This is a genomic window from Microaerobacter geothermalis, from assembly GCF_021608135.1.
GTDB classification, from domain to species: Bacteria; Bacillota; Bacilli; order DSM-22679; family DSM-22679; genus Microaerobacter; species Microaerobacter geothermalis.
Map to the genome: position 1 here is coordinate 1 of NZ_JAKIHL010000009.1, position 25,615 is coordinate 25,615.

At 39.9% G+C, this 25,615-nt stretch carries 29 protein-coding genes and 1 riboswitch; of the genes, 25 read left to right on the plus strand and 4 right to left on the minus strand.

Going from position 1 to position 25,615, the window contains the following annotated elements; all coding sequences use genetic code 11:
- Window positions 1-296: 296 nt before the first annotated feature.
- The 3 genes from L1765_RS05580 to L1765_RS05590 all read left to right on the plus strand — a co-directional run bounded on the left by L1765_RS05580 (window position 297) and on the right by L1765_RS05590 (window position 2,110).
- Window positions 297-488, plus strand: coding sequence for a hypothetical protein (locus L1765_RS05580; protein ID WP_236405660.1), 192 nt, complete (start codon window positions 297-299; stop codon window positions 486-488).
- Between the two features lie 137 nt (window positions 489-625).
- Window positions 626-1,738: a M20/M25/M40 family metallo-hydrolase gene (locus tag L1765_RS05585; RefSeq protein WP_236405735.1), complete on the plus strand. Its 1,113-nt coding sequence runs from the start codon at window positions 626-628 to the stop codon at window positions 1,736-1,738.
- A gap of 150 nt (window positions 1,739-1,888) precedes the next feature.
- Complete coding sequence (locus L1765_RS05590; RefSeq protein WP_236405661.1) at window positions 1,889-2,110, plus strand: hypothetical protein; 222 nt, start codon at window positions 1,889-1,891, stop codon at window positions 2,108-2,110.
- An 88-nt stretch (window positions 2,111-2,198) separates the two neighbouring features.
- On the opposite strand, the gene L1765_RS05595 is transcribed toward L1765_RS05590, so the two are convergent.
- The 3 genes from L1765_RS05595 to L1765_RS05605 are packed head-to-tail and all read right to left on the minus strand — an operon-like array spanning window position 2,199 to window position 5,436.
- Complete coding sequence (locus L1765_RS05595; RefSeq protein WP_236405662.1) at window positions 2,199-2,927, minus strand: fumarate reductase iron-sulfur subunit; 729 nt, start codon at window positions 2,925-2,927, stop codon at window positions 2,199-2,201.
- A 50-nt stretch (window positions 2,928-2,977) separates the two neighbouring features.
- Window positions 2,978-4,804 (minus strand): fumarate reductase flavoprotein subunit, encoded by a 1,827-nt coding sequence (locus L1765_RS05600; protein ID WP_236405663.1) that lies wholly within the window; start codon window positions 4,802-4,804, stop codon window positions 2,978-2,980.
- Window positions 4,801-5,436 (minus strand): hypothetical protein, encoded by a 636-nt coding sequence (locus L1765_RS05605; protein ID WP_236405664.1) that lies wholly within the window; start codon window positions 5,434-5,436, stop codon window positions 4,801-4,803. The genes L1765_RS05600 and L1765_RS05605 overlap by 4 nt, the downstream gene beginning before the upstream one ends.
- Before the next feature lie 817 nt (window positions 5,437-6,253).
- On the opposite strand from L1765_RS05605, the gene L1765_RS05610 reads away from it, so the two are divergent.
- From L1765_RS05610 to L1765_RS05620, 3 genes are read left to right on the plus strand one after another with little or no spacing between them, the layout of a single operon-like run.
- On the plus strand, window positions 6,254-6,742 hold the full coding sequence (locus L1765_RS05610) for an MgtC/SapB family protein (RefSeq protein WP_236405665.1): 489 nt from the start codon (window positions 6,254-6,256) through the stop codon (window positions 6,740-6,742).
- An 11-nt stretch (window positions 6,743-6,753) separates the two neighbouring features.
- A complete protein-coding gene (locus L1765_RS05615; RefSeq protein WP_236405666.1) occupies window positions 6,754-7,254 on the plus strand; it encodes a hypothetical protein in 501 nt (166 codons plus the stop codon).
- A 49-nt stretch (window positions 7,255-7,303) separates the two neighbouring features.
- Complete coding sequence (locus tag L1765_RS05620; protein ID WP_236405667.1) at window positions 7,304-8,413, plus strand: DUF3866 family protein; 1,110 nt, start codon at window positions 7,304-7,306, stop codon at window positions 8,411-8,413.
- On the opposite strand, the gene mciZ is transcribed toward L1765_RS05620, so the two are convergent.
- Entirely contained in the window at window positions 8,373-8,534 is a 162-nt protein-coding gene (mciZ, locus tag L1765_RS16185) for a Z-ring formation inhibitor MciZ (RefSeq protein WP_407942206.1), read from the minus strand. The genes L1765_RS05620 and mciZ overlap by 41 nt on opposite strands.
- Before the next feature lie 122 nt (window positions 8,535-8,656).
- On the opposite strand from mciZ, the gene L1765_RS05625 reads away from it, so the two are divergent.
- The 19 genes from L1765_RS05625 (at window position 8,657) to ribD (ending at window position 25,602) form a co-directional block, all read left to right on the plus strand.
- The gene (locus L1765_RS05625; protein WP_236405668.1) at window positions 8,657-9,217 is read left to right on the plus strand and encodes an NUDIX hydrolase; all 561 of its coding nucleotides are present in this window, start codon (window positions 8,657-8,659) and stop codon (window positions 9,215-9,217) included.
- A gap of 102 nt (window positions 9,218-9,319) precedes the next feature.
- A complete protein-coding gene (gene spoIIM, locus L1765_RS05630) occupies window positions 9,320-9,955 on the plus strand; it encodes a stage II sporulation protein M (protein ID WP_236405669.1) in 636 nt (211 codons plus the stop codon).
- A gap of 117 nt (window positions 9,956-10,072) precedes the next feature.
- Window positions 10,073-10,558: a ferric iron uptake transcriptional regulator gene (gene fur / locus L1765_RS05635; protein WP_236405670.1), complete on the plus strand. Its 486-nt coding sequence runs from the start codon at window positions 10,073-10,075 to the stop codon at window positions 10,556-10,558.
- A 75-nt stretch (window positions 10,559-10,633) separates the two neighbouring features.
- The gene (locus tag L1765_RS16190; RefSeq protein WP_407942207.1) at window positions 10,634-10,888 is read left to right on the plus strand and encodes a DUF4227 family protein; all 255 of its coding nucleotides are present in this window, start codon (window positions 10,634-10,636) and stop codon (window positions 10,886-10,888) included.
- Between the two features lie 66 nt (window positions 10,889-10,954).
- Window positions 10,955-11,839 (plus strand): site-specific tyrosine recombinase XerD, encoded by an 885-nt coding sequence (gene xerD / locus L1765_RS05640; RefSeq protein ID WP_236405736.1) that lies wholly within the window; start codon window positions 10,955-10,957, stop codon window positions 11,837-11,839.
- 125 nt (window positions 11,840-11,964) lie between these two features.
- A complete protein-coding gene (gene deoB, locus L1765_RS05645; RefSeq protein WP_268928729.1) occupies window positions 11,965-13,143 on the plus strand; it encodes a phosphopentomutase in 1,179 nt (392 codons plus the stop codon).
- Window positions 13,144-13,299: 156 nt separating this feature from the next.
- Window positions 13,300-14,112, plus strand: a complete 813-nt coding sequence (locus L1765_RS05650; protein ID WP_236405671.1) for a purine-nucleoside phosphorylase — start codon at window positions 13,300-13,302, stop codon at window positions 14,110-14,112.
- Between the two features lie 30 nt (window positions 14,113-14,142).
- On the plus strand, window positions 14,143-14,973 hold the full coding sequence (locus L1765_RS05655; RefSeq protein WP_236405672.1) for a purine-nucleoside phosphorylase: 831 nt from the start codon (window positions 14,143-14,145) through the stop codon (window positions 14,971-14,973).
- Window positions 14,970-16,271, plus strand: a complete 1,302-nt coding sequence (locus L1765_RS05660) for a pyrimidine-nucleoside phosphorylase (RefSeq protein WP_236405673.1) — start codon at window positions 14,970-14,972, stop codon at window positions 16,269-16,271. Before L1765_RS05655 ends, L1765_RS05660 begins: the two co-directional genes overlap by 4 nt.
- 102 nt (window positions 16,272-16,373) lie before the next feature.
- Complete coding sequence (locus L1765_RS05665; RefSeq protein WP_236405674.1) at window positions 16,374-17,534, plus strand: D-alanyl-D-alanine carboxypeptidase family protein; 1,161 nt, start codon at window positions 16,374-16,376, stop codon at window positions 17,532-17,534.
- 142 nt (window positions 17,535-17,676) lie between these two features.
- Complete coding sequence (spoIIAA, locus tag L1765_RS05670) at window positions 17,677-18,030, plus strand: anti-sigma F factor antagonist (protein ID WP_236405675.1); 354 nt, start codon at window positions 17,677-17,679, stop codon at window positions 18,028-18,030.
- Window positions 18,027-18,467 carry an anti-sigma F factor gene (gene spoIIAB / locus L1765_RS05675; protein ID WP_236405676.1) on the plus strand — a complete coding sequence of 147 codons (441 nt, stop codon included), beginning with the start codon at window positions 18,027-18,029 and terminating at the stop codon, window positions 18,465-18,467. Before spoIIAA ends, spoIIAB begins: the two co-directional genes overlap by 4 nt.
- 10 nt (window positions 18,468-18,477) lie before the next feature.
- Complete coding sequence (gene sigF, locus L1765_RS05680; protein WP_236405677.1) at window positions 18,478-19,236, plus strand: RNA polymerase sporulation sigma factor SigF; 759 nt, start codon at window positions 18,478-18,480, stop codon at window positions 19,234-19,236.
- Between the two features lie 169 nt (window positions 19,237-19,405).
- Window positions 19,406-20,029, plus strand: a complete 624-nt coding sequence (locus L1765_RS05685) for a stage V sporulation protein AA (RefSeq protein WP_236405678.1) — start codon at window positions 19,406-19,408, stop codon at window positions 20,027-20,029.
- Window positions 20,022-20,438: a stage V sporulation protein AB gene (locus tag L1765_RS05690; RefSeq protein ID WP_236405679.1), complete on the plus strand. Its 417-nt coding sequence runs from the start codon at window positions 20,022-20,024 to the stop codon at window positions 20,436-20,438. The genes L1765_RS05685 and L1765_RS05690 overlap by 8 nt, the downstream gene beginning before the upstream one ends.
- A gap of 16 nt (window positions 20,439-20,454) precedes the next feature.
- A complete protein-coding gene (locus L1765_RS05695; protein ID WP_236405680.1) occupies window positions 20,455-21,102 on the plus strand; it encodes a stage V sporulation protein AE in 648 nt (215 codons plus the stop codon).
- Window positions 21,026-22,489, plus strand: a complete 1,464-nt coding sequence (locus tag L1765_RS05700; RefSeq protein ID WP_268928730.1) for a spore germination protein — start codon at window positions 21,026-21,028, stop codon at window positions 22,487-22,489. Before L1765_RS05695 ends, L1765_RS05700 begins: the two co-directional genes overlap by 77 nt.
- Window positions 22,490-22,736: 247 nt before the next feature.
- A complete protein-coding gene (gene lysA, locus L1765_RS05705; RefSeq protein ID WP_236405682.1) occupies window positions 22,737-24,080 on the plus strand; it encodes a diaminopimelate decarboxylase in 1,344 nt (447 codons plus the stop codon).
- Between the two features lie 63 nt (window positions 24,081-24,143).
- A riboswitch (FMN riboswitch) is annotated at window positions 24,144-24,282 on the plus strand.
- Window positions 24,283-24,507: 225 nt separating this feature from the next.
- Window positions 24,508-25,602, plus strand: a complete 1,095-nt coding sequence (gene ribD / locus L1765_RS05710) for a bifunctional diaminohydroxyphosphoribosylaminopyrimidine deaminase/5-amino-6-(5-phosphoribosylamino)uracil reductase RibD (RefSeq protein WP_236405683.1) — start codon at window positions 24,508-24,510, stop codon at window positions 25,600-25,602.
- Window positions 25,603-25,615: the final 13 nt, after the last annotated feature.

A 25,615-nucleotide genomic window follows, 5' to 3' on the forward strand; every position in this document is an offset into this window, starting at 1 on the left:
GATCAGAGACAAACAGTAATTTGATATTCGTGCTCGCAGCAACAGGAATTTGTGCTCAATGATCGATGCTGTCCGTTTAGTTCGCGGGGTCTGATATTGCTACCACCATAAAGATTTACGACTTACCATTCCCCTGTTCAATTTCCATTATGAGAAGATGACGATGATACAGTAACTAGGTAACTACTGGATGGAATTATTTTCATGAGAATTTGTGACCCTGCGGGTCATGTAAGTTTAGTTCCGTACCTATAAAATAACGCTGTATTACAGTTCTTTAGAAGGAGAGATAAAGATTGATGAGGTCCTATGAGATTAAATTTGTTTCCAGCCCCAAGGATACATCCGTTTGGCAGGATGCGGGAAAATATCAGCAGCTGCAGCAGCGCAAAATCATAAAGGACAGCAAGCAATACTTGCTCCGCCAGGAGCCTGTTTCAAACATGGGGGCCATGCGTTTTGAAACATTAAGAAAGTATTGGAAATAACAAATTTGTTATTTGTTGTTATAATTGCGTTTATTTACGGATAAAAACAGCCCTTTCAAATGGTTCAAAAACATGGTAAGGTGATAAATGGAAGCGGTTTAAAACTTTCTAAAACCTTGTTGAATGGAGGAATTCAATTGGTTAATCAACAGAGACTGATTGATGAGTTTATGGAACTTGTCCAGGTAGACAGCGAAACAGGACATGAAGGTGCCATTTCAATGGTCCTGAAAAATAAATTTTCTTCGTTGGGCCTGCAGGTAGTCGAAGATCAGGCAAAAGGCAAAACCGGCCATGGAGCAGGCAATCTTGTGGCGACACTTGAAGGAACAACAGCGGGCCCAGTCATTTACTTTACTTCCCATATGGATACGGTGGTTCCGGGTAAGGGGATAAAACCTCAGGTGAAGGATGGCTATATTACTTCCGATGGAACGACGATTTTGGGCAGTGATGATAAAGCAGGAATTGCTGCCATGTTGGAAGCCATCCGGTTATTAAAAGAGAACCACATCCCCCATCCTTCCATTCAATTTGTCATCACCGTCGGAGAAGAGTCGGGATTGAAGGGGGCTAAAGCGTTAGATGCCTCTCTAATTAAAGCAGAGTACGGATTTGCCCTGGATAGTAATGGAAAGGTTGGGGAGATCATTGTAGCTGCACCAACCCAGGCTAAGATAGAAGTCTCCATATTAGGGAAGTCAGCCCATGCCGGTGTGAATCCCGAGGATGGAATCAGTGCCATCAATGTCGCATCTAAAGCAATTTCAAAAATGCCTTTGGGTCGGATAGACCATGAAACCACAGCCAATATCGGCCGTTTTTCAGGAGGACAAGCCACCAATATTGTTTGTGATCGCGTGGATATTTTAGCTGAGGCAAGAAGCCTGGTTGTGGATAAAATGGAAAAACAGGTGGATCAGATGAAACAGGCTTTTGATGAGGCAGCAGAAGAAGCGGGAGCAAAGGTTGAATTTCATTGGGAGGTCATGTATCCTGCCTTTAAATTTGGAGAAGAAGATCATGTGGTTAAAGTGGCCAGCAAAGCGGTAGAAAAAATCGGGCGGATTCCATCACTTAAATCAAGCGGAGGGGGCAGTGATGCCAATGTCATTAATGGATATGGAATCCCTACGGTAAATCTGGCCATTGGATACGAGGAAATTCATACCACAAAAGAAAGAATTTCTATTGAAGAATTGGTTAAGGCAACAGAGCTAGTCGTGGCCATTATCGAAGAATCCTTATGATCCATTTTTCAGGATTTTAAGTAACATGTGAAATATCAATTTTTTGAAACCGTCGGCACATATAGACGTAATAAAGGTAGCATGTAATCATGTAATAAAAGGTAGCAAGGAAAGATAATCTATCGCATTTAACTCGAAGGAGGTTGCATTATGATGGGTTGGAATTGGCCGGCAATGGGATTTGGATTTTTATGGTTTATTGTCGTTATCGGAGTATGGGTTTTTATATTGTATGCCTTAAACTCCATCCGAATTTCTTTGGAAAAGACCTCAAGGCACCTGGAGATGATCAGCCAAAATATAATCCGTATAGCAGAGAATACGAACAACCTGAACAATAACATGATCGTCACGAATGACAACAAGGAATAAGATTCTTATTGATTGAACAAACAGTGGGAAAGAGAAAAGGAGCCCGGATTGGGCTCCCTTTTTTTAAGAATAAAGGAAATTTTCGTTGTTATCTGCGCCAGCCGGCAACGGCCATCTTTCTGCGAACGTAAGAGAGTTGACCCTGAAGCGGGATGCCGATAGGACAGTTGTCATCACATGCCATGAGGCCAACGCAACCAAATACCCCATCATCTGATCCAACCACTTCAAAATATTCCTGTTCAGTTCTTTCATCCCGAGGATCCAGCATGAATCGTGCCACTCTGTTAATACCTGCTGCTCCTAAGAAGTCCGGACGAATATTTACAGTTGCACAACCAGCAATACAGCACCCGCACTCGATACAACGTTCGGCCTCATAAATAGCCAATGCCTGGTCATTGCTCATTCTCTCTTCTTCAGCTTTTGGATCGAAGACTTTATCCGTATGGACCCAAGCTTCAGTTTTGATTGACATTTCCCTGAACCAGGTTCCAGTGTCTACAGATAAGTCACCCAATAATTTAAAGGCGGGAAGTGGCATTAAAGTTGTTTCATTTGGCAAGTCTTTAGTCAAGGTTTTACAAGCTAACGTTGGCTTCCCGTTCACCAGCATGGCACAGGAACCACAGATTGCTGCCCGGCATACAAAATCAAACTTTAACGTTGGATCCTGTTCTTCCCGTATTTTATTTAGCACGATAAACAGAGTCATTCTTTCTTCTTCTTCTACTTGAAATTTCTGCATTTTAGGCTCGATTTCTGGCGTATTTGGATCATAGCGGAAGATATTGAATGTTAATAGGCGATTGCTCATGATTTTACCTCCTTATATGTTCTCTCCTCCAGTCAAAGGGAAAATAATTCTCATGCCTTTCCTGCACTAGCTTGAGCGCTTGCTTCCCCGTAACCACGGTCACCAGGAGGCAATTCAGTGATTTTTACAGGCTCATATTTCAATTCTGGTTTAGATGCCCCAACAGGCCAGTAGGCTAAAGTTCTTTTGAGCCAGTTTGCATCATCCCGTTTTGGATAATCTTCACGGAAATGGCTGCCTCTGCTCTCAGTTCTGTTAAGGGCACCTGCAGCTATACAATAGGCCAGTCGGACCATACCCTTTATACGAAGAGCTGAAGCCAATTCCGGATCAGCACCCTTGCCGCCAGAACGAATCCCAACTTTAAGTGAACGTTGATACAATTCATCTAGTTTATTAACTGCAGTTTGCAAATCCTTTCCATTTCGGAAAATCCCCACATAGGTACTTAAGGTCTTTTCCATTTCACGGCGGATCTCATATACATTTTCACTGCCGTTGCGATTACTGATAAGCGCATCAATTCGATCTTCCTGTTGACCGACAAATTCATCCAATAGTTTCGTAGAAACGTTGTAGGAAGCATCCTTGGTGTATTTTGCAATTTCTTCACCGATAACCATACCGGCGACAACGGTTTCAGCCAATGAGTTTCCTCCGAGACGGTTAAAGCCATGAAGATCCCAACAAGCCGCCTCACCGATGGCAAACAATCCTTCAAGACCATAAGCCATACCTTGAGCATTGGTTCTTATACCACCCATGCTATAGTGTTGGGTAGGACGGACAGGGATTAAATCGTGTACAGGGTCGATTCCGGCAAAATTGCGGCATATGTTCGCAATTTCACGTAGGTTAGTATTAATATGCTTTTCTCCCAAATGACGAATATCTAGCCATAGATGCTCTCCATAGGGGCTTTCAACGCCATATCCTTTGCGAATATGCTGCATCATCCGTCGAGATACGACATCACGGGAAGCCAATTCCTTCTTGACAGGTTCATAGTCTGGCATGAAACGGTGAAGATTCTTATCCCTTAAGTAACCTCCATCCCCGCGGGCCCCTTCGGTAACAAGAATCCATGATGGAACAATTCCAGTAGGATGAAATTGAACAGCTTCCATATTTCCAAGGGGAACAACCCCGGTTTCTTGAGCGATAAACATACCGCTACCTTCATTGATAATCGCGTTGGTGGAAGCGCCATATAGTCTACCATAACCACCTGTTGCAATCACAGTCGATTTAGCAGTATAGACGCGAAGTTTACCCGTCCTTAGACAACGGGCCACCACGCCGTAGCAGCGGTCTCCGTCATGGATAATAGAGATTGCTTCGGTTCTGTCATGGACAGTAATACCCAGTTTAATCACGATGCTGTCCATCACAAATTGAAGGGTGTGTCCGGTACCATCTGAAGTATAACACGTCCGCCATTTTGCTGTTCCTCCAAAGTCACGGGCTGTAATCAATCCTTCTTTTTCAGGGCTATCTTCTATTTCAGTTCCATCATGGAGAATTTTCTTTCCGGCAACGACTCGGTTCCAGGGGACACCCCAATAGGACATTTGCCTAACGGCAATTGGAGCATTTTCTACAAATATTCTTGCAACATCCTGCTCACAGCCCCAGTCAGAACCTTTAACGGTATCGACAAAATGGACATCAGGGCTGTCTCCCAAACCTTTTGCACTGTTCCCCAAAGAAGCCTGCATACCCCCTTGGGCAGCTGTACTATGGGAACGGCGAGGAGGAACCAAACTTAGGATAATTACATTCAAGCCTTTTTCAGCTGCAGCAACAGCTGCACGTTCACCGGCCAACCCTGCTCCAACAACTAATACGTCTGATGAAAAAATATCATAATTGCTCATGCTGCACCTCCCAATGTATAGAAGACCCACAGAGTTGCAAGGCCTAATGCTAAAAGAGCAAATGTGACAAAGCTTAATACTTTCTTTATCGATTGACGCTTCATCCAACCCCATTTAACAGCAATTCTGTAGAGGCCGATACTAGCATGATATTCGCCAAAGAATAATAAAAGCAGATATATCCATAAGATAGGTGAATTGACGCGATCTGCACTCAATTTCGCATCAATTCCACCATATACAACAAGAACAATATGGATAGAAGCAAGAATGAGAATAGCCAGGCCAGAAACACATTGAAATAACCATGACCAGGTATCTCCGTGTTTGATCGTTTTAGCATGATTCCAAACAATTTTTTGTTCACGCCAACGTCCAGGAATTCTTTTCAGAACGGACCCAATGTGAGCCAAAAAAACAAGTAAAATAAATACAACAGCGGCTGGGAGTAAATAATAATCTTCTAAAAATTTAGCCAATGCGTTAAAAGGATCAACACCAAATAATATTGTCGCCACAAAAATCATGTGAGTCCATAAAAATAAAACAAGCAATACTCCACTTACCGATTCAACCAAGTCAACAACAAATTCAGCTTTGGTATTTCGGACAATGGTTTTTTGAAGTTGCATTTTCCCTCTCCCTCTCTATCAAAGTATAAATTGAAAAAAATATTTATTTCTCCGTCTTCCCCCCTGTTGATAGTTTTTAACGCTGTATTCCCCATTGAAAAGCAAGCAGTATAACTTCATCAACGGGGATGGGCGTTTATATGCTCACTCCCGTGTTATATATTGCTTCAATGCGAAGGACCCCAGCCATAACATCAATACAAACACGGGAAAAATGAAAACATTGAAGAATCAAGTTGTGTTAAATATGTTGGGACTTAACAGTTTGCCGCATTTAGAACAAAATTCAACAGGAATTTGCAAATCATAGTCATCATCACAACAATATTGATAATCTGATACATACTTCACCGTTTTTCTGTCCTGACAACATGGTGAATACTCCATAACCAACACTCCTTCGTTTATTTAGAAGTTGTTCAATAATAAATTTTTGAACAACACCTTTCCTGGTTTGCAAAAAATTTGGCCCTCTGACTTTGAGTTGCAAAATTCCTGTAAAACCCAACAATTTATAGGAGCATTAAGTTAACACTATATTAACGTTATTTACGGTTGAAATACTAATAAATGTTCCAAATATAGATAATTTTTTGTAAATTAACTGTCCAAATTTATACTACAATAGTAAGTGTCATTAGTAAATACAATTCATTCTCTTTTTTCATTTTTATCCGATAGCTTACCGCCACTAAAACTTCTGATCATCCTTTTCACCTCTAATTCGAAGGAATTATAATTTATAATATATAATATGGATAAACCTGCTATGATAAGGTGAAGTATTGGATATAATGGGCAGAAGGAAGGTTTGTGTATGCTTCAGGATTTTTTTCAAAGCGATATGTTTACCATTATTTTTCGGCTAGTATTGTCGTTCTTCGTGGGGGTATTAATGGGATTAGGGAGAGAGCGTTCCTTTAAAGACATGAATGCTCCCAAAGCGGCGGGATTTCGAACCTATACGCTGGTTTGTTTCGGTTCTACCATTTTTGGTTTGACTTCCATTTACGGATTTCCTACCTTGGGCCCTACCTATGACCCGGGGCGAATTGCTGCCCAAGTGGTTACGGGTGTAGGATTTTTAGGGGCCGGTGTGATTATTAAAAATAATGGAACTATTAAGGGACTAACCACGGCAGCGGGTATTTGGGTTGCCTCTGCTATTGGTTTGATGATTAGTTCCGGAATGTATATTCCTACTTTATTCGCCAGTATCCTTGCTTTTATCATCCTTGATTTTCATCGCCTTTTCCCCAATCTGTATTCAAGAATGACAAAAACCGATGAAGATAGAAGAGAGTAGGGGGGATTCTTATGACGCACTTGCGGCTTAAAAAGAAAAAAAATGCGGATGGCCATTGGACAGTAATCTTTCATTTTGCAGAACATCCTTGGTCTCCATCCAATTTGGTTATTAGAAAATTATTTTATGGTGTTTTGCAGTCATTACAAGATGTTATTACCCATTTCGAAGTGGAGTATTCTGACTACCTGTTGGCCCAAAAGATGGGTTTGGAAAAATCTGTGGATTGTTTATTAAGACTGGGAGCAACAAAGGAGAATATCATTGAGAAAAAGGAAGGAAATGCGGTCATAAGTCGATTGTTTAAAGCTCCGATGACAGAAGACCGCTTTCATTTTTTTGACAATTGGCTGGATCTGGAGCAGTTTTCAAATGTTCGTTTTTTTAATGATAATCAATTAAAAATTGAAATTTTTTACACAGATTATATCAAAATGGAATTAAACGAAGCGGAACTGCAAGGAGTGACTGAAAAGTGGAAATCAACCCACGTTCCCGTTCAACTGATTTAAATATGATTGGGATAGATTTAATTTGATGGGGAAGGGGGCAGCATAACCATTGAAACTGGATATTGAAAGAGGAACCGTGATTCAACTGGTGGATCAATGGGAGGGAATTGAGGAGATCATGGTTGAGATTAAGAGGGATAATCAAATAATTAGTTTTGAAAGAGCATATAACTACCCTTTGTTTACAGGTCACTGTAATTGTGGTGATCAGGTTTTGGTAAACACTACAGCCGTCAATCTTTCTTTAGGTACAGGAGGCTATCATATGGTGATGTGCAATTTGTCCAATCCTAATCTGCGTAAAGATGGTAACGGACATATTATGAAACTCAGATATACGCCATATCAGTTTGCGGTAAACTGCATTGAGGAAAGGGAAAATGAAAAGTCTGGTCAGTCTGATCAAAATGAACAACTTGAGGGGATGCCTATTTTATTGATAGAAATCCACAGTGCTCTTCCAATACTGGTTTCCACATTAAAGAAATTAAACCCATCCATTCATATCGTATATATTATGACTGATGGAGGAGCACTTCCTGTATACCTAAGCAGACATGTAAAAGCCCTAAGGGAGTTGGGGTGGATAAAAGGAGTAGTGACAGTGGGTCATGCATTTGGCGGAGAAATGGAAGCGGTCACAGTCTATTCGGCATTACTTGCGGCGAAGAAATATTGGAATCCCGATATGATCATCGTTGGGATGGGGCCAGGGATTGTTGGAACTGGTACCATTTACGGACATACTGGAGTCGAACAGGGAGAAAATATAAATCGAGTATCCGTATTAAATGGTAAACCTGTGTTTGTTCCAAGAATCAGTATTTCTGATCATAGGAATCGGCATCATGGGATAAGTCACCATACCCTGACGAATCTATCCCTTATTTCTCTTCGGCCCGCATACCTTCCGATATGGGAACACCACTTAAATCATCCAATCATCTCTCGGCAGATAAAAGATTATGATCTGGAAAATAAGCATCATATAATAAATATTTCTGCTGAAGAAGATGAATTATTGGGAGATTTGGAGTTTATCCTGTCAAAATATCCCTTGCCCATTACAACGATGAATAGAGATTATAAAAAAGATCTCGATTATTTCTTGAGCGTAATCACTTCGGCCAGAGGGGCGTACTATTTATACAATCGTTAACCGTGGTTTTTAAATATTGATGAAGAGTTAAAGAATCATTGGAAAGCGTTTTTAACTTGTTTTTAATTTCCCAGCATTTCCCAACTATTCGCAACTCTTTTGACCCTATATACACTTTCATTTCCTGTTTCCCTCCTTCTATTAGTATATCCTGTACAGGTAAATTTACGATTACGATATTTGTTTTGATATACTTCAACTTTATGAGTAAATTGTACAAATTATTCAAAAGGAGGTTTTTCTATGTCATTTGAAGAGAAAACAATCACATCAAGAACGATTTATGAAGGAAGAATTATTTCTTTAAAGCTAGATGAAGTTGAGATGCCTGATGGAAGAATATCGTCCCGAGAGATTGTAAATCATCCTGGTGCAGTGGCTATCATTGCAATCACTGATCAAGATCAAATGGTAATGGTTAAACAATATAGAAAGCCGTTGGAAAAAACCATTATTGAAATCCCTGCCGGAAAATTAGAAAAAGGCGAAAAACCAGAGGAATGTGCCCTACGGGAACTCCAGGAAGAAACAGGCTATACGGCAAAAAGTTTGCTTCATATTGCCAGTTTTTATACTTCACCAGGATTTGCTGATGAAATCATCCATCTGTTTTGGGCGGACCAACTTGTGAAGGGAGAAAACGCTCCGGATGATGGAGAGTTCGTGGAACTGGTGGAAATCACGTGGGACGAAGCAAAGGATCTTTTGAAGAGCGGGGTGATAATAGATGCTAAAACGATTTTGGCGCTTTATGTTTGGGAAAACTACCGGCTGAAAACAAAAGGGGATGAAAAATTTTTATGAAGGTGAGGCGGGGATATGTGGGAAGATCATGTTGTGGAATAAGAGGCATATTTCACCTTGACCTACATACATTGTTACATATAGGACAAGGTGGTGAGAGCAATGGGGAAACGATGGGGATTTTTTTTTCAACTTCATTTAAAAAATCATCTCATCCTTTATGTGTTTTCAACTGTACTGTTTATGATGGGAGTTATATTTGGTGCTGTCATTGTAAATGCCTTAACAGAATTGCAAAAGCAGGATTTGCTTGTTTATTTAAGCCAATTTTTTAATGAATTGAATAAGGGTGTTGAAGGAGATTCTAGAGCGGCATTCGTGAATACTGCCGGTCATTACTTTAAATATTTAGGTTTAATTTGGATACTGGGCTTGTCTATTATTGGTCTGCCTTTAATCCTAGTATTTATTTTTCTGAAAGGATTAGCTATAGGGTTTTCTGTTTCTTTTCTTGTTTCTCAACTTTCATGGAATGGGTTATGGTTTGCTTTTGTTTCCATTGTTCCACAAAATTTAATTATTGTTCCTGCCTTAATTATTATAGGGGTTGCCGGAATATCATTTTCATTTAAATTGATGAAAAATCAGTTTTCTCCCAGGCGTGGAACCCTTTCCCAACATTTTGTTTCCTATACTACATTGGTTTTAGTGATGGGAATATTGTTTTTAGTTGCTACATTATTTGAATCATTTGTTTCACCAAAACTAATGCAATCTGTCATGGAGTTGATAATATAATAATTATTATTAAATAGAAATAATTAAATTTGACTTTATTTTGTTGTCTCCTCTATAATAAAATAAACTTGTAGTGCGTGTGAACTTACAGTACTTGTTGTTGGGGAGGGGTAGCAGGTGGAAGAGAGAATAGATCGGATAAAACAGCAGCTTTATTCTCATAATTATAAGTTAACCCCGCAAAGGGAAGCTACTGTTCGCGTGTTATTAGAAAATGAAGAAGATCATTTATCTGCCGAAGATGTTTATATGCTTGTGAAGGATAAAGCCCCTGAAATCGGTTTGGCTACTGTATACAGAACTCTTGAATTATTAAGCGAACTTAAGATTATTCACAAAATAAATTTTGGTGATGGTGTTGCAAGATATGAATTTCGTGCAGAGGATGCTGCCCATCATCATCATCATCTGGTTTGTATTCGTTGTGGGAAAGTGGATGAGATTATTGAAGATTTGTTGGAGGATGTTGAGAAGAAGGTTCAAAAGGAATTTCGTTTTGAAATCCTGGATCATCGGCTAACCTTTCATGGGATTTGTCAAGATTGCAGTTCGGAAAAATCCCAGTCATCCCAACAAGCTGTAAGGAAAGTAACGATTGAGTAATCAAGCAACAATTTTTGAATAAAAATCTTTTCATTCGTGTAAAATGGTAATAAATGCCCAGAATGGAGAGATTTTATGATCATCTCACTTAAAAGGTTAAAGGTATGGATGAAATTAATTGCAATATTTTTTGTCTGCACCCTTTTTTTTTATAGCCTTGTTGTATTTATGAATGATGTTCTAATGCCTTTTCATCCCTACCACGAACCAAAAGGAGATGCAGTCAAGGTATTCCAAAATTACATATTTCAGAATGAAAAAGAAATGGAGGCAAGCGGTTTATTTTTATTTTTGAAGCGGCTTGCTTTATTTTTTTGGATGGGAGGATAAATTAAAGAAGGAATTTAATCTTTCATGAAGAATTTGATGGGGAAGAGTGTAGAAGGAGTAGAGAGAATGGAGAAATATATTAGTCAATTTATTCATTATCTCTCGGTGGAAAAAGGGCTTTCAAATAATACTCTCGAATCATATGACCGGGATATTAAGCTTTATTGTTCTTACTTAAAAGATCAACATTTAGATATTAAAAACACAACAAGAACCCATATTATTTCTTTCTTAATGGATCAACAGAAAAAAGGAAAAGCGACTTCAACCATATCAAGAAATCTGGTGTCTATTCGTTCATTTTATCAATTCCTCACCAAGGAGAGAATTCTCGAGAAGGATCCGTCGCTACATCTGGAATCACCTAAAATCGATAAAAAACTGCCAAAAGTATTATCGGTTCAAGAGGTAGAGTTGTTGCTCCATGCGCCATCCCTTGATGATACTCTAGGTTTGCGTGATAAAGCAATGTTGGAACTGCTTTATGCTACTGGAATTCGGGTATCGGAATTAGTTTCTCTTAATCTGGGAGATGTTAACCTCGGAATGGGTTTTATTAAATGTTTTGGCAAGGGATCTAAAGAAAGGATTATACCATTGGGTAAGGTTTCCATAAGGATGATGGCGTATTACCTAGAGAGGAGTCGTCCACATCTGAAAAAAAAAGTTGAGGTGGATGCCCTCTTTCTAAATCATCATGGAAAAAGATTAACCAGGCAAGGATTTTGGAAAATTATCAAAAAATATGCCAAGTCAACAGGAATCAAGAAAGAAATCACACCGCATACCCTGCGACACTCCTTTGCTACCCATCTTTTAGAAAATGGCGCAGACTTAAGGGCGGTTCAGGAGATGTTGGGTCATGCTGATATTTCAACAACACAAATCTATACTCATATTACGAAAACCAGATTAAAGGAAGTATACGCGAGATCCCATCCAAGAGCGTAATAGACAGGACTGAATGCTTCTTTGCGTTGCGTATATACTATCTTGTCTGACATCTGACATCTTGATCTTAGGGATGTGAAAAGAAACATAACGGGAATTATATATTTTATAAGGAGGAGATAAAGTTGTATCCATTTAAACGCACATTTTTAATTGTTTTGGATAGTGTAGGTGCAGGAGAATTACCAGATGCAGATAAGTATGATGATAGAGGGGCAAATACTCTTGGACATACGGCAGAAGCGGTTGGGGGTCTTCACTTGCCCCATTTGCAAAAACTTGGTCTTGGAAACATTATTTCTATAAAGGGAGTTCCGGGAGTAGAGGTACCTTCTGCCTATTATGGAAAAATGGCAGAAGTATCTGTTGGAAAAGATACAACAACCGGGCATTGGGAAATAATGGGAATTCAAACAGAAATTCCATTCAAAACGTATCCTGAAGGATTTCCGGATTCATTAATAAAGCCTTTTTCAGAAAAAATCGGCAGAGGTGTGCTGGGAAACAAACCGGCTTCAGGTACTGAAATTATTGCTGATTTGGGTGAACAGCATATGAAAACAGGAGATGTGATTGTATACACTTCAGCAGACAGTGTTTTTCAAATTGCAGCTCATGAAGGGATAATTCCCCTTGATGAGTTATACCGTATTTGTCAGGTAGCCAGAGAGATGACAATGGATCATGATCATGCTGTATGCAGAGTAATTGCTCGCCCCTTCATTGGAAGCCCAGGACGTTTTGAAAGAACAGCCAACCGCAGGGATTTTTCAGTTAAACCGCCGCACCCGACAGTGATGAATCATTTGGTCAATTCTGGCCTTGATTCAATAGCGATTGGGAAAATATCAGATATTTATGCTGGTGAAGGGATTTCTGAGTCCATAAAAACCAAGACAAATATGGACGGCGTAGACAAAATGGTTGAAACCATGAAGAAAGATTTTACCGGATTAAGCTTTGTAAATTTAGTTGATTTTGACGCTAAATTCGGACATCGGAGAGATCCTGAGGGCTATGCAAATGCGCTGGAGGAGTTTGACAGAAGATTGGAGGAAATATTAGATCATCTATATTCTGATGATTTACTAATCATTACAGCTGATCATGGGAACGATCCCGTGCATCATGGAACAGATCATACTCGGGAATATGTTCCTTTGCTAGTTTACAGCAAAAGATTTGAACGGGGATATTCTTTAGGTGTGCGCTCATCTTTTGCAGATATCGGTGCTACCATTGCTGAGAATTTTCGTTTGATGAAACCTATGATCGGAAACAGTTTCTTAAAAAATTTGTTATAACATCTACTCAGTTTATCTAACCTTATTTAGAGAAGCTAAGATATAACAAATTGATCGTAAGTAAGTTTCTATGTCGAACTCTATTCGATGGAATTGGAAATTTTGGTTTCGTACAGAACATGTGTGGCAAGAAATGTGAAGAAAGGAGCCGTTGATATGAATAAAATTATGGAAGCAACCGCTTGCTTGAAAGAGAAAATAAAAGTAGACCCTACCATTGGTTTAATCCTAGGTTCTGGTTTGGGAAGTTTGGCGGAAGAATTGAAGGATGCCGTTGTCATTCCCTATGGGGAAATTCCCCATTTTCCAGTCTCTACGGTTGAAGGCCATAAGGGGCAATTAGTGGTAGGTCAATTAGAAGGGAAAAACGTATTGGCTTTCCAAGGAAGATTTCATTACTATGAAGGATATTCACTGGAGGCTGTAACATTTCCGGTAAGGGTTATGCAAGGATTAGGAATCGATAAAGTGATTGTTACCAATGCTGCAGGGGGGATAAATGAACGATTTTCAGTGGGAGCATTAATGCTAATTAAGGATCATTTAAACTTGACATTTAGAAATCCGTTGATTGGAAGGAATGATCCCAGCTTAGGAGTCCGTTTTCCGGATATGTCAGAAGCTTATTCAAAAAAACTTGGGAAGATTGCAAAAGAAGTAGCTAAAACCCAAGGGATAACTTTAGTGGAGGGAATATATGCGGGACTGACAGGGCCAAGCTATGAAACACCCGCTGAAATTCGGATGCTTCGAATATTGGGAGCTGATGCCGTTGGTATGTCTACGGTTCCCGAAGTGATTGTCGCCAAACATGGTAATATGGAAGTCTTGGGCATTTCCTGTATTACCAATATGGCAGCAGGTATATTGCCGCAACCTTTATCCCATGAAGAGGTTATGGAAACCACCAATCGGGTGAAATCCCAGTTTATCCAACTTGTTAAAGGTGTAGTAGCCAACATGGAATAAATAGAAACTTTAATGAAAGGAAGAGATCGAATGAAAAACAAGTATGATAAGATCATCGAAGCGAAGGAGTACATATTGTCAAAGATAAAAATTAAGCCAGTCATTGGTCTCATTTTGGGATCTGGTTTAGGGGATCTGGCCAACGAAATTGAAGATCCTGTAAAAATCCCCTTTGAAGCCATTCCCCATTTCCCTGTTTCTACAGTAGAGGGACATGTCGGACAAATGGTAATTGGAACTCTTGATGGAAAACCGGTTGTGGTGATGCAGGGACGTTTTCACTATTACGAAGGTTACACCATGTCAGAAGTTACATTTCCCGTTTATGTCATGAAGTTTTTAGGGGTTCAGTTAATGATTGTTACCAATGCGGCAGGCGGAATGAACCGGAATTTTCAGCCCGGTGATTTGATGATTATTCAGGATCATATTAACTTTACCGGTGATCATCCGTTAATAGGACCTAATGACGATCGGTTGGGACCTAGATTTCCTGATATGTCCCAAGCATATACCCCATCACTGGTTTCTTTTGTGAAACAAGTAGCCGAACGGCTTCAAATACCAGTCCAAACCGGAACTTATGCCGGAATTAGCGGTCCTGCTTATATGACTCCCTCTGAATTAACCATGTTGGCCAAATTGGGAGGGGATGCAGTAGGAATGTCCACTGTTCCTGAAGTGATTGTTGCAAGCCATGCAGGATTAAAGGTGATCGGAATCACTTGTATAACCGATATGGCGATCGGTGATGAACTTGAACCTCTCACCCACGAACAGGTGGTTGAGGTGGCAAACCGGGCAAAACCCAAATTTATAAAGTTAGTGAAAGCCGTAGTTTCTGAGGTGGATTATTTATGAGAATGATCGATCTTATTCAAAAGAAAAAAGAAGGCTACCCTCTCACCAAAGAGGAAATCAGCTATTTCATTGACGGATTTACAAAGGGAGAGATTCCCGACTATCAGGTGTCTGCCCTTACCATGGCTATCTATTTTAAAGGAATGAATAAAGAAGAAACGGCTGAGTTAACCTGGGCCATGGTCAATTCCGGTGATAAAATCAACTTATCTTCTATTGATGGGATTAAGGTGGATAAACATAGTACCGGAGGAGTGGGTGACAAAACCTCTTTGGTTTTGGCCCCATTAGTAGCCAGCCTTGGTGTACCGGTAGCAAAAATGTCTGGAAGGGGATTGGGACATACAGGTGGTACGATTGATAAATTGGAGTCTATTCCTGGATTTCATACAGAATTATCCTCTGAGCTGTTTATTCAGCAAGTAAGGGAGATTGGTTTGGCATTGGTTGGTCAAAGCGGCAATTTAACCCCAGCAGATAAAAAGTTATATGCATTAAGAGATGTAACAGCTACTGTTGATATCATTCCCCTTATTGCTTCATCCATCATGAGTAAGAAAATTGCTTCTGGCGCGGATGCCATCGTCCTAGATGTTAAAGTTGGAACCGGAGCATTTATGAAAAAGATAGAACATGCGGAAGAACTGGCCAGGGCGATGGTTGATATTGGTGAAAGCGTGGGCAGAAAGACGGTAGCTATTATTAGCGATATGAACCAGCCCCTTGGTTTCTCTATCGGTAACGCCTTGGAAGTAAAGGAGGCTATCGATACGTTGATGGGAAAGGGTCCTGAAGACCTTACGAAGTTGTGTTTATCTCTAGGAGCACAAATGGTTTTATTGGCTAAAAAAGCGGAAAACGAAAATCAAGCTGTGGAAATGTTGCAAGAAGCGCTTAACAGCGGAAAGGCATTGGAGAAGTTTAAACAATTTGTTGTAGCTCAGGGTGGTGATGGGAAGACGGTAGAAAACCCTGAAAAATTGTTGGGTGCAAAAAAACAAATTTCTATTTTCTCAGATGAAAACGGATATATTTCAGCAATGGATGCTGAAGAGATTGGAACCTGTGCAATGCTTTTAGGGGCGGGAAGGCAGCGTAAGGATGATACTATTGATCATGGAGTAGGGATACAGTTGTTGAAGAAAGTTGGTGATTCCGTCACGAAAGGGGAGGAAATTGCAATTCTTCATGTAAACAACCAATATTCCGAAGGAATCATCAATAAGTTTAAGGACGCCATATCCTATTCTGCCACTCCGGTTCTACCATTCCCAATTATATATAAAGTGATCGGATAAAAACGTTGGTTCATGAATGAAATCAGATATTCCCGGACGATCTTCCGGGAATATTTCTTTTTATTTGGGAAACAATAGAAAGGAAAGATTGGAGGGAAGTAGATGAGAAAATGGAAAGTAGTCTTCATCGCACTGGCATTAACCATCTTATGGCCAACCATTGGATTAGCTGATGAAAAATCCGTAAACCTTGCACCTGAAGCGATATCAGCCATTTTGATAGATAGCGATACAGGTACCATACTTTATGAAAAAAATGGGAATCAGAAGCTGCCTCCAGCCAGTATAACAAAAATAATGACTATGTTGTTGGTGGTAGAAGCCATCGATAATGGCAAGATTAGTCTGTCTGACAAGGTGAGGGCCAGTGAATATGCTGCATCAATGGGGGGATCACAGATTTTTCTTGAGCCCGGAGAAGAAATGAGCGTTGAGGATTTATTAAAGGGCGTAGCAGTAGCATCAGGCAATGATGCTTCCATCGCACTTGCCGAATATATAGCAGGGACGGAAGAAGCATTTGTTCAACAAATGAATGAAAAAGCCAAACAGTTAGGAATGAACAACACCCATTTTTCAAATTCCAACGGTCTCCCTGCAGAAAATCATTATACTACCGCTTACGACATTTCCATCATGTCGAGGGAACTCTTAAAATATGAAGACCTTATTACGAAATATACGGGGATTTATCAAGATTATCTAAGAAAAGATACGAACAGACCATTCTGGTTAGTGAATACCAATCGATTGGTCAGATTTTACCCTGGAGTAGACGGCTTAAAAACGGGATATACAAGTGAAGCCAAATTTTGCTTGGCGGCTACGGCAAAAAGGGATTCCCTGAGGGTGATCGCCGTAGTAATGGGTGAACCAAACTCAAAAGTAAGAAATAAAGAAGTAGCCCAAATGTTAGATTTTGCCTTCAGTCAATACAAAAACGTATCTTTATACACTAAAGGCCAAGTGGTCCAGTCCGTAGCTGTCGACAAAGGAAAAGAAGAAAAAGTAAATGTGATTGTTCCTCGAAACTTTAGTATATTGTTGAAAAAAGGAGAAAAGGAGGAAGCCTATCAACAAGAAATTCAGATTGAAGAAAATATTCCTGCTCCTATAGATAAGGGGAGAATCGTTGGGAAAATCGTAGTGAAGAAGGATGGGAGGGAAATTTCATCGATTGATCTGGTTGCCGAAAAACAAATAAATAAGGCAAGCACCTGGGAATTGATTACGAGAACGGCCAAACGGATGTTTTTACAATAATATAACCCATTGCACCTAAGAATCGAGGCACCATAATCCGACATGGTTTCTCGATTTTTTTGTTCTTTTGTCGCCTGGCAGGAATTGGTGAATCAAGTGTAGAATGTAGCTGTTAATTTAATGGGAAGAAGGAGTGAATCTAATGAGTTTATGCATATTTCTTGAAAAAAGAGAACATGTTCTGGTCGTGCGATTGTCTGGAGAGTTAGACCATCATACTGCCGATCATTTACGGGAGAAAGTGGAAACTGTTATTGAAAAAGAGGATATTACCCATGTGATTTTAAGTCTGGAAGAATTAAGTTTTATGGATAGTTCTGGACTAGGAGTTATTTTAGGAAGGTATAAGAAAATCAGCCAAAAAGGAGGAGAAATGGTTGTCTGCTCTGTCCATCCCACCATTTACCGTTTGTTTGAACTATCCGGCTTGTTCAAGATATTACGAATTGAGGAAAATGAACATGAAGCTTTAATCAGCTTGGGGGTGGCGTCATGAGCAATTTCATGGAACTTCGGTTTTCCAGCCGCAGTGAAAATGAATCTTTTGCCAGAATTGCCGTAGCAGCTTTTGTGTCCCAGCTTGACCCAACGCTAGAAGAGTTGACAGAAATTAAGACCGTGGTGTCCGAAGCGGTAACTAATGCAATCATTCATGGATATGAAAATAGTCCTGATGGTGAAGTGATCATTCATACAACTTTAGAAGACCAAACGGTTTATCTTGTCATTGAGGACAAAGGTGTGGGTATCGCTAATTTAGAGGAAGCAAAGCAACCTCTTTTTACCACAAAACCAGAGTTAGAAAGATCTGGAATGGGATTTACCATTATGGAAAATTTTATGGACAAGGTAGAGATTATGACAGAGGTTGGAATTGGAACAAAAGTATCGATGGTAAAGCATTTGACGAACAGTCACGTTGTAAGTAAATAGGAGAATGGTTATGGAACATATTGAGGAAAAAAGATCAAATCGAGTTCATTTCGCAGATAAGGAGATCAAAGAACTGATCCAAAAGAGTCAAGCGGGGGATGCCTCAGCAAGAGATACTTTGGTCAATTCCAATATACGCCTTGTATGGTCTGTAGTCCAACGATTTTTAAACCGGGGATATGAAGCCGATGATTTATTTCAGATTGGTTGTATTGGGCTTTTAAAGGCCATTGATAAATTTGATTTAAGCTACGATGTAAAGTTTTCCACTTATGCTGTTCCCATGATTATTGGGGAAATCCAGAGATTTCTCCGAGATGATGGTACGGTAAAGATTAGTCGGTCACTTAAAGAATTAGCGAATCGAATAAGAAAAACGAAAGATGATTTATCCAAAAAATTAGGGAGACTGCCCACTATAAAGGAAATTGCAGAGGACCTTGATATCACACCTGAAGAAGTGGTATTTGCCCAAGAATCAATACGTGCTCCAACATCCATTCATGAAACGGTCTATGAGAATGATGGAGATCCAATTACCCTCATGGATCAAATCGCAGATGATTCAGGTCAAAAGTGGTTTGATAAATTGGCTTTAAAAGAAGCTATTAATCAATTGTCAGAAAGGGAAAGGCTGATCGTTTACTTAAGATATTTCCGGGATCAAACTCAATCTGAGGTAGCAGAACGACTTGGAATTTCCCAGGTACAGGTTTCCAGATTGGAAAAGAAGATTTTGAAGACAATAAAAGCACAAATTGAGAAATAACAAGTTACTCTTATGTCTAAAAGTGTAAAAAAGGCGAGGGATACACAATCCCCGCTTTTTTTACACTTTTAAAGATTTTTTATACAGGCTTTTTTAGAGAAATAAAGTAAGGGTTCCTGTTTAATGTAACGAAAAAAATCACACACTAACCATAGAAAGGGGGAATTGGATGTCTAAGTTAACATATATACGTCTTCGGGCGAGGATAAAGGTTTCGCCAGACCATCAAATCAGATTGGCTGAAATCGCTCAAATTCTAACGATTCATGAAGGAATGCAAACTAAATTGGAAAATATGATCATCCATACTCCTCATCCTTCTGAAGGTCAATTTGTGATCTTGGATTTACTTCAAGTGATAAGAAAAATCAGAGAAATAGAACCTGAGATAGAAATTGAGTCCCTTGGGCCAACACAAACTATTGTGGAAGTCGTCTCAAGAAAAAAAAAGCCTCCGTTTGTAGCTGTTTTATTCGTATGGGTTCTATTATTTGTGGGGTCCGGACTAACCATCATGAATTTTCATACTGATGTTAGTATGCCGGAGGTTCATCGCAAAATTTTTTCCTTATTAACCGGAAAAGATAATAATAACCCTCTAATCCTTCAAATTCCTTATTCCATTGGAATTGGAGTAGGGATGATCCTTTTTTTTAATCATCTTTTCAAGAAACGGTTAAATGAGGAACCAAGCCCTCTAGAAGTAGAAATGTTTTTATACCAACAAAATTTGGATCAATATTTAATCCTTCATGAAAACAAGGAGAATAGAAGGGATTACACCCATGATTAAATCCATTTTATTGATTTTCTTTGGATTTAGTGGAGGAATTGCCGTAGGAGGAGGGTTCGTTGCATTTTTGACTGTCCTTGATGTGATTCCTAGATTATGCCAAGTCACCCATTCATATCATTACATTCGATGGTATGAAGGCGCCGTAATTTTAGGAGCTTTATTTGGGTCACTATGGGGATTCTTGGAATGGACCTTTCATGTATGGAAACTATGGACCGCTATAATAGGGGTATTTGCAGGAATATATATCGGGTTATTGGCAGCTGCACTCACAGAGGTTCTTAATGTTCTTCCCATTTTAGCTAAGCGAATATCAATGCAAGAGAAAGTATTATACTTTTTGATGGCGATGGTGTTTGGGAAAATATTCGGATCATTGATTCAGTGGATGGTATTCAACCGTTAGCCAAGGAGGGATTACTTTGAGTAAAAATGGGAAAAGGGAGGTCATTATAGTGACAGATGGAGATGAGGTGGCAAGAAAAGCAGTTGAAGAAGTGGCCAAGAAACTTCAATGTCGTTGTATCTCCCGTTCTGCAGGCAATCCAAGTCCATTAACCGGAGAACAATTGGTGGGGGAAATAAAAAAAACTCCCTACGATCCCGTTCTTGTCATGTTTGATGATAATGGTCAAGAGGATATGGGTTATGGGGAACAGGCTATGGAAACTGTAATAAGTCATCCTGATATCTTTGTGATTGGGGCAATTGCCGTTGCTTCAAATACTCCTTACGTAGATGGAGCGAGGGTCGATTTTTCGATTACTAATGATGGGAAAATTATTTCACAAGGTGTAAACAAGGATGGACAAGAAGAAATAGGGATAATTCCCCGAGTATATGGAGATACAGTAGATACGTTAAGCCGATATTCAATTCCCCTTGTCATAGGAATTGGAGACATTGGAAAAATGGAGGGGAAAGATGATTTTAGAAAAGGAGCTCCCATTACAAAAAAAGCAATCCAACTCATTTTAGAAAAGAGTGGTTATATTGAAAAAAGAAAGCAAGGACATCCAAAAAAAGTTGGAAGACAACAAAAAAATTTTAAAGGATCGATTAGGTCTTGATGCCAATTTTGATATCGGAACGAAAGAATTAAACATCGGTGATAAGGAAATGTGCCTTTATTACATTAAGGGTTTTGCCAATGATTTAGCTTTGGTTCCAATTTTGGGAGAACTGGCCGATGTAAAAAGAGAAAATCTAGTACCAAAGGTTCTACAGCATTTGCTAAAACGTTACTTAAACCATCAGCAGGTCACAATCGTAAAAACAATGGATGAACTGGTTGATCAACTTTTGTCTGGGGCTGTAATTCTGCTGATTAATCAAGAAGAAGAAGCGCTGATTGTTGATGCCAAGTCTTTTCCTGGAAGAAATCCTGAAGAACCGGATACGGAAAGGGTAGTTCGCGGATCCAGGGATGGATTTACGGAAAATATTATCGTAAATACAGCATTAACCCGAAGAAGAATCAGGGATGAACGGTTAAGGATGGAAATTCTGCGAATCGGAGAGCGGTCGAAGACGGATGTATGTATCGGTTATCTTCAAGATGTGGCAGACCCGGGATTGGTTAAAACCATAAAAAAGAAACTAAGCGAAATAAAGATTGATGGAATCCCTATGGCGGAGAAAACGGTTGAGGAATTTCTTGTCGGACGAAACTGGAATCCGTTTCCGCTGGTCAGGTATACCGAAAGACCTGATGTGGCAGCCATACATCTTCTGGAAGGCCACGTTTTGATCTATGTGGATACCTCTCCAAGTATTATGATTACTCCAACGACGTTTTTCCATCATGTCCAGCATGCCGAAGAGTATAGACAGACGCCGGTTACCGGTGCATATTTTCGTTGGGTAAGATTCTTGGGGATGCTTACTTCACTGTTTCTTCTACCATTGTGGCTGTTATTTGTTATGGATCCCTCTTTGCTTCCAGAGGGACTAAAATTTATTGGACCTAAAGACACCAGTAAAATCCCAATTTATCTGCAGTTTATCATTGCGGAGTTAGGAATTGATATCATGCGTATGGCTGCGGTTCATACCCCTACCCCTCTTGCCACGGCTATGGGATTGATTGCGGCTGTCCTTATCGGAGAAGTAGCAATGAAGGTGGGGTTGTTTGTACCTGAGGTTATTTTATATATATCTGTCGCTGCATTAGGGATGTTTGCCACTCCTAGCTATGAGCTAAGCGTTGCAACAAAGGTGTTTCGCATTTTTTTGTTACTAATGGTTGCTTTTCTTAAAGTACCTGGGTTTGTCTTGGGTGTTACTTTTGTTATATTGATTCTGGCAATGACACGCTCATTAAATACACCTTATCTTTGGCCGTTTATTCCCTTTAATGGGAAGGCATTGCTTTCCGTGTTGGTTCGTACGTCTACGCCAACTATGAATACACGTCCAAGTATTGTTCATCCACAGAATCGGAGAAGGCAACCTTAACCTCAACAAGGCTAAAATATGGTTTACAACCACCGTTCTTCTATGTTAATCTTTAACTTATATAATGAATTGAATATTCCATCAGATTACTACTTAAATCGTGGAGTGTCAGCTCTACATTTAAGTATTTTTGATTTTATTTTTTGGGTGAAAAAGTGAATATGGGTGTAGCAGCGAAGTAGAAAAATACTAATATATCTAAGAAGATAATGAATCGTCACGATGGGATATGTAGAGGAGGATAAAAATGTATTTGCATGGTACAAGTCGCATCAATGAAAAAGGGCATTTGGAAATTGGGGGCTGTGATACCCTTGAATTGGCAAAAGAATTCGGTACTCCCCTTTACGTATATGATGAAACGATGATAAGGGAAAAAATTCGTTCATTTGTGAATGCTTTTAAGGAAAGTGGATTTTCTTTCCAGGTCGCTTACGCGAGCAAGGCATTTTGTACTATCGCAATGTGTCAATTGGCAGAAGAAGAAGGGATGTCATTGGATGTCGTGTCTGGAGGGGAATTATATACAGCTCTTAAGGCTGGATTCCCTGCATCAAGGATCCATTTTCATGGAAATAACAAAACCATTGAAGAAATCGAATTGGCATTAGATGCTGAAATTGGCTGCTTTGTAGTCGATAATTTTTATGAGTTGCAGCTTTTAAATCACTTGGCAAGGGAAAAGGGGACTGTGGTTTCTATTCTGTTAAGGATTACCCCTGGTGTGGAAGCCCATACCCATGAGTATATACAAACCGGAAAGGCTGATTCCAAATTTGGATTTGACCTCAGCAATGGTCAGGCGTTTGATGCTGTGAAACAGGCTATTAGTATGGAAAATCTCCATTTTCTTGGACTTCATTGTCATATCGGATCACAAATTTTTGAAACCACTGGCTTCATTTTAGCTGTGGAAAAGATATATCAATTCTTAGACCAATTAAGGGAAGAATTAAATAAAGAAATTTCCGTATTAAATTTAGGCGGTGGCTATGGTATACGATACGTGGAAGGGGATGATCCGCTGCCTGTCGGTGAATATGTAAAAGCAATAACGGATACGGTACGCAAAATATGTCAGGAGAAGAGCTATCAACTGCCGGAAATTTGGATTGAGCCTGGAAGAAGTATTGTGGGAGATGCGGGAACCACCATCTATACAATCGGCTCTACAAAAAACATTCCCGGAATTCGTAAATATGTTGCTGTCGATGGGGGTATGACGGATAATTTGAGACCTGCGTTATATCAGGCAAATTATGAGGCCATATTAGCCAATCGTGCATTAGAAAATCCGACAGAAACAGTCTCCATTGCGGGTAAATGTTGTGAAAGCGGAGATATGCTGATATGGGATATTGATCTTCCTGAAATAAAATCCGGTGATTTGTTAGCGGTATCCTGTACAGGAGCTTATGGATATACGATGGCCAACAATTATAATCGGATTCCAAGAGCTGCCGTTGTGTTTGTAAAGGATGGGAAAGCAGCGCTAGTTGTAGAAAGAGAAAGCTATGATGACCTGATTCAAAATGATAGGACTGCCCAATATCGGGAATTATGTAATAAGGTGATAAATGCTAAATCTTAATTTTGCAAAAGTAGACAAACGTTTTATGTTTAGATATACTTTAGTTAAACATAACCCAACAATTTATTCCTTCGGGGCAGGGTGAAAGTCCCTACCGGCGGTGATCCATTTTATGCGATGGTAAGCCCGTGACCCGCCATTGGCGGTGGATTCGGTGAAAATCCGAGGCCGACAGTTACAGTCTGGATGGGAGAAGGAAGAAATAGGGGATCTTTGTGCATTTTTGTAACACCGTTGTTAGTAAGGTGCATATGTTCAATTTTGCACAAAGTATCCTCTAGATGCTTCTTGCTTTTTTAGCCCCGATCTTCGGGGCTTTTTTCAGTTTTTGAGTGCCCTCAAGCTGACTATATCTTCGAATTATCAAGATGTTTTCGAGGACTCCAATATTGAGTCACGGATAAAAATTATTCGGAAGTGATGAAAGATGAACCATGAAACCTATATGTCATTGGCATTAAAACTTGCCGAGGCTGGAAAGGGACAAACCTCACCAAATCCTCTAGTTGGAGCCGTGGTGGTTTCAAATGGAGAAATTGCGGGGATGGGTGCCCATCTCAAAGCAGGCACCCCACATGCTGAAGTTCACGCCATTCAAATGGCGGGAGAAAAAGCGTTTGGCAGTACCTTGTATGTTACCCTGGAACCCTGCAACCACACTGGAAGGACTCCACCATGTACGGAAAAAATTATACAATCCGGAATAAGGAAAGTGGTTATCGGAGCCAAGGATCCCAATCCTTTGGTCTCGGGAAAAGGGATAGCCCGGCTGAAAGAGAGAGGAATTGAAGTTGTCTGCGGCATTTTGGAGGATAGATGTAATCAGTTGAATGAAGTCTTTAACCATTATATTGTCCATAAAAGACCCTTTGTTATTTTAAAAGGTGCAGTTACCTTGGACGGGAAAATAGCCAGTTACTCTGGAAACTCTCGATGGATTACGGGAAAGGAAGCCAGAATGGATGTACATTCCCTCAGAAATGAGGTGGATGCGATTCTGGTCGGGGTAGGTACAATCATACACGATAACCCTAAACTGACTACGAGACTGCCGGAGGGAGGGAAAAATCCCATTCGTATCATTTTAGATTCCACTTTACGAATTCCGCTGGAATCCCATGTGGTGACGGATCACGAAGCGGATACCTGGATTTTTACCTCGGTAAAATCCCCCATAGAAAAGCGAGAACAATTGGAAGAGAAGGGGGTAAAGTTATATTTAACCGGGAATGGTGAAAAGATTAATATTCATCATGCTTTAGAGGTAATGGGAAGTCAAGGGATTACTTCACTTCTCGTTGAAGGAGGAAGTGAGATCAATGGTTCTTTTTTGGAAGAAAAATTGATAAATAAATTGGTTCTCTATATTGCTCCCAAAATTATTGGGGGAGCCAATGCTAGACCATTTATTGGGGGTGCCGGTTTTAGTTTGATGTCTGAAGCAGTCCCGATCGAAAGAATTCAAATCGATGAGTTTGCCGGGGATATCAGAATTATGGGCTATCCGAAGTATAAAACATGATGACATAGGGGAT

Excerpts from the sequence above, each read along its gene's own strand:
- L1765_RS05590 (WP_236405661.1), top strand. The coding sequence starts at position 1,889 with ATGATGGGTTGGAATTGGCCGGCAATGGGATTTGGATTTTTATGGTTT.
- L1765_RS05595 (WP_236405662.1), bottom strand. The coding sequence starts at position 2,927 with ATGAGCAATCGCCTATTAACATTCAATATCTTCCGCTATGATCCAAAT.
- L1765_RS05600 (WP_236405663.1), bottom strand. The coding sequence starts at position 4,804 with ATGAGCAATTATGATATTTTTTCATCAGACGTATTAGTTGTTGGAGCA.
- L1765_RS05605 (WP_236405664.1), bottom strand. The coding sequence starts at position 5,436 with ATGCAACTTCAAAAAACCATTGTCCGAAATACCAAAGCTGAATTTGTT.
- L1765_RS05610 (WP_236405665.1), top strand. The coding sequence starts at position 6,254 with ATGCTTCAGGATTTTTTTCAAAGCGATATGTTTACCATTATTTTTCGG.
- L1765_RS05615 (WP_236405666.1), top strand. The coding sequence starts at position 6,754 with ATGACGCACTTGCGGCTTAAAAAGAAAAAAAATGCGGATGGCCATTGG.
- mciZ (WP_407942206.1), bottom strand. The coding sequence starts at position 8,534 with ATGAAAGTGTATATAGGGTCAAAAGAGTTGCGAATAGTTGGGAAATGC.
- L1765_RS05625 (WP_236405668.1), top strand. The coding sequence starts at position 8,657 with ATGTCATTTGAAGAGAAAACAATCACATCAAGAACGATTTATGAAGGA.
- spoIIM (WP_236405669.1), top strand. The coding sequence starts at position 9,320 with ATGGGGAAACGATGGGGATTTTTTTTTCAACTTCATTTAAAAAATCAT.
- L1765_RS16190 (WP_407942207.1), top strand. The coding sequence starts at position 10,634 with ATGATCATCTCACTTAAAAGGTTAAAGGTATGGATGAAATTAATTGCA.
- xerD (WP_236405736.1), top strand. The coding sequence starts at position 10,955 with ATGGAGAAATATATTAGTCAATTTATTCATTATCTCTCGGTGGAAAAA.
- L1765_RS05650 (WP_236405671.1), top strand. The coding sequence starts at position 13,300 with ATGAATAAAATTATGGAAGCAACCGCTTGCTTGAAAGAGAAAATAAAA.
- L1765_RS05655 (WP_236405672.1), top strand. The coding sequence starts at position 14,143 with ATGAAAAACAAGTATGATAAGATCATCGAAGCGAAGGAGTACATATTG.
- L1765_RS05660 (WP_236405673.1), top strand. The coding sequence starts at position 14,970 with ATGAGAATGATCGATCTTATTCAAAAGAAAAAAGAAGGCTACCCTCTC.
- L1765_RS05665 (WP_236405674.1), top strand. The coding sequence starts at position 16,374 with ATGAGAAAATGGAAAGTAGTCTTCATCGCACTGGCATTAACCATCTTA.
- spoIIAA (WP_236405675.1), top strand. The coding sequence starts at position 17,677 with ATGAGTTTATGCATATTTCTTGAAAAAAGAGAACATGTTCTGGTCGTG.
- spoIIAB (WP_236405676.1), top strand. The coding sequence starts at position 18,027 with ATGAGCAATTTCATGGAACTTCGGTTTTCCAGCCGCAGTGAAAATGAA.
- sigF (WP_236405677.1), top strand. The coding sequence starts at position 18,478 with ATGGAACATATTGAGGAAAAAAGATCAAATCGAGTTCATTTCGCAGAT.
- L1765_RS05685 (WP_236405678.1), top strand. The coding sequence starts at position 19,406 with ATGTCTAAGTTAACATATATACGTCTTCGGGCGAGGATAAAGGTTTCG.
- L1765_RS05690 (WP_236405679.1), top strand. The coding sequence starts at position 20,022 with ATGATTAAATCCATTTTATTGATTTTCTTTGGATTTAGTGGAGGAATT.
- lysA (WP_236405682.1), top strand. The coding sequence starts at position 22,737 with ATGTATTTGCATGGTACAAGTCGCATCAATGAAAAAGGGCATTTGGAA.
- ribD (WP_236405683.1), top strand. The coding sequence starts at position 24,508 with ATGAACCATGAAACCTATATGTCATTGGCATTAAAACTTGCCGAGGCT.